Source organism: Dietzia sp. DQ11-71 (genome assembly GCF_014144995.1).
Lineage (GTDB): Bacteria > Actinomycetota > Actinomycetes > Mycobacteriales > Mycobacteriaceae > Dietzia > Dietzia kunjamensis.
The window spans coordinates 1-2,962 of record NZ_JAALDT010000006.1; the positions used below are offsets into that span (position 1 = coordinate 1).

A 2,962-nucleotide genomic window follows, 5' to 3' on the forward strand; every position below is an offset into this window, starting at 1 on the left:
GGGCAAGCGCCCGCTCATGGGCGCCGCCGCCGCCGAGGTCGCCGACCTGGTCGTGGTCACCGACGACAACCCGCGCAGCGAGGACCCGGCCGAGATCCGCGCGGCGGTCCTCGCGGGCGCCGAGTCCGCCGCCGGTGACGACACCCTGATCGAGGAGGTCGGTGACCGGGGAGCGGCGATCGCCACGGCGATCGACTGGGCCCGCACCGGGGACGTCGTCGTGATCGCCGGCAAGGGCCATGAGACCGGTCAGGAGAGGAACGGGACCGTGTTCCCGTTCGACGACCGCACCAGAGCCGCCGAAGAACTCATCAGACGACTCGGATACGCCGCCCCCACGGGCGAGACGGAGGACAACGCACCATGATCGACCTCACCCTCGGCGAGATCGCCGGGATAGTCGGCGGTCGGTTGGTCGGTGGAGACCCCGCGTCGGCCGTCACCGGTTCCGTGGAGTTCGACTCCCGCCGGATCGGGGAGGGCGGGCTGTTCTTGGCCCTGCCCGGGGAGCGCGTCGACGGTCACGACTACGTCGCCCGCGCCCTCGACGCCGGGGCCGCCGCGGCACTCGTCGCCCACGAGGTGGACGGGGCGGACGGCGCGCAGATCGTCGTGCCCGCGGTCGACCGGAGGCAGACCAACGCCATGGCGCTCGCCGCGGACACGGACGGCTCCGGCGCGTCGGTGCTCGCCGCGCTCGGCGCCCTCGCCCGCGCGAGTGTCGACCGGCTGGTCGCCGACCACGGTCTGGTCGTAGTGGGGGTGACCGGTTCGTCCGGCAAGACCAGCACCAAGGACCTCATCGGCGCCGTGCTGTCCGAAGCCGGCACGGTCGTCGCGCCACCCGGATCGTTCAACAACGAGATCGGGCATCCCTGGACCGCGCTGCGCGCCGACTCCGGCACCGACTTCCTCGTCCTGGAACTCAGTGCCCGTGCGCCCGGGAACATCCGCGAGCTGGCGGCCCTGGCACCGCCCCGGATCGGCGTCGTACTCAACGTCGGCACCGCACACCTCGGCGAGTTCGGCTCGCGAGAGCTCATCGCCGCCACCAAGGGCGAACTCGTCGAGGCCCTCCCGGACGCCGCCCACGGCGGGGTGGCCGTCCTCAACGCCGACGACGAGCGGGTCCGGACCATGGCCGCACGCACCGCCGCCGAGGTGGTCTCCGTGGGGGTGGAGGGAGCCGCGGACGTCCGTGCGGAGCGGGTACGGCTCGACGACGAGGTACGCGCCTCCTTCCGTCTGGTCACCCCGCGGGGTGAGGCCGATGTGGCGCTCCGTGTGCACGGGGAGCACCAGGTGGGCAACGCCCTGTCGGCGGCCGCGGTGGGTCTCGCGTGCGGGATGTCGGTCGAGCAGGTGGCTGCCGCCCTGGGGACCGCGGAGGCCGCCTCCGTACGCCGGATGGACGTACGGATGACCGCCGACGGCGTCACCGTCGTCAACGACTCGTACAACGCCAACCCCGATTCGATGCGGGCCGCGCTGAAGTCCCTGGCCGTCATGGCCCGCTCCGGCGGCGGCCACCGGCGGACCTGGGCGGTGCTGGGGGAGATGGCCGAACTCGGCGAGGACGCGGTCACCGAGCACGACCTGCTCGGGCGTTTCCTCGTCCGCCTGGACGTGTCCCAGCTCGTGGTCGTGGGCCTGGGCCGCCCCCAGCGTGCGCTGTTCCAGGGCGCGATCCAGGAGGGCTCGTGGGGTTCCGAGGCGGAGCACGTCGCCACCGCCGAGGAGGCCGTGGCGATCCTGGACGAACGCGTGGAGCCGGGCGACATCGTCCTGGTCAAGGCCTCTGCTGCCGTCGGTTTGTGGAGCGTCGCCGAGCACCTGCTCGCGTCGCGTGGTGAGGAGAACCAGTCATGACCCAGATCATGATCGCAGGCATCGTCGCCTTCGTCGTGAGCATCTTCCTCACACCCCTGCTCATCATCTATTTCCGGCGCAAGGGCTACGGCCAGGAGATCCGTCTCGAGGGACCGCAGTCCCACATGAGCAAGCGCGGCACGCCCAACATGGGTGGCGTCGCGATCCTCACCGCCGTGTGGCTCGGATACATCGTCGCCGGGGTGATCGGGCAGGTCACGGTGGGTGGGGGCGGGTTCACCGCCTCGGGCGTGCTCGTGCTCGGCCTGGCCACCGCGCTGGCGGTGGTGGGGATGGTCGACGACGGACTCAAGGTCTTCAAGCGCCACAACAAGGGCCTGGGCATTCTGTCCAAGACCGCCGGCCAGGTCCTCGCGGCCCTCGCGTTCGGCATCCTCGTGCTGCAGTTCCGCAACAACGACGGGCTCACCCCGGCCAGCACGTCATTGAGCTACGTGCGGGACTTCGTCGCGGTGAGCTTCCCCGTCGTCGTCTTCCTCGTCTTCATCGTCGTCCTCGTCTACGGCTGGTCCAACGCCGTCAACTTCACCGACGGCCTGGACGGCCTCGCCGCCGGGTCCATGGCGATGGTGATGGGCACCTACGTGGTGTTCACCTTCTGGCAGTTCCGCTACTCCTGCTTCTCCACCGCGGAGGGCGTCGATCTGTCCGGCTGCTACCAGGTCCGTGACCCCCTCGACATCGCGGTGGTCTGTTCGGCGGCGCTCGGCGCCTGCCTGGGCTTCCTGTGGTGGAATGCCGCGCCGGCCAAGATCTTCATGGGGGACACCGGGTCGATGTTCCTCGGCGGCATCGTCGCGGGCGTGTCCGTGGTTTCTCGCACCGAGCTGCTCATGGTGGTCGTGGGCGCCGTGTTCGTCATCGAGTTCGTCTCGGTGCTCATCCAGGTGGCCGCCTTCCGCACCACCGGGCGTCGGCCGTTCCGGATGACCCCCATCCACCACCACTTCGAGAACGGCGGCTGGGCCGAGACCACGGTGACCATCCGGTTCTGGCTGCTCGTCGCGATCTCCTGTGGTCTGGCGATCGCACTGTTCTACGGCGACTGGCTCGCGAGCTCGACGGGATGACC

Annotated in this window: 3 protein-coding genes; all 3 read left to right on the forward strand. The window is 70.5% G+C overall.

Annotation, left to right across the window (positions count from 1 at the left end; all coding sequences use genetic code 11):
- A partial coding sequence (locus G6023_RS00305) for a glutamate ligase domain-containing protein (RefSeq protein ID WP_472986406.1) occupies nt 1–367 on the forward strand: 367 nt, incomplete at its 5' end.
- A complete protein-coding gene (locus G6023_RS00310) occupies nt 364–1,869 on the forward strand; it encodes a UDP-N-acetylmuramoyl-tripeptide--D-alanyl-D-alanine ligase (protein ID WP_182633794.1) in 1,506 nt (501 codons plus the stop codon). The genes G6023_RS00305 and G6023_RS00310, both read left to right, overlap by 4 nt.
- A complete protein-coding gene (mraY, locus tag G6023_RS00315; RefSeq protein ID WP_067713775.1) occupies nt 1,866–2,960 on the forward strand; it encodes a phospho-N-acetylmuramoyl-pentapeptide-transferase in 1,095 nt (364 codons plus the stop codon). The genes G6023_RS00310 and mraY overlap by 4 nt, the downstream gene beginning before the upstream one ends.
- The last annotated feature ends 2 nt before the right edge of the window (nt 2,961–2,962 follow it).

What these genes read in the sequence shown, in the direction of transcription:
- G6023_RS00310 (WP_182633794.1), top strand. Translation starts at nt 364, where the DNA reads ATGATCGACCTCACCCTCGGCGAGATCGCCGGGATAGTCGGCGGTCGG.
- mraY (WP_067713775.1), top strand. Translation starts at nt 1,866, where the DNA reads ATGACCCAGATCATGATCGCAGGCATCGTCGCCTTCGTCGTGAGCATC.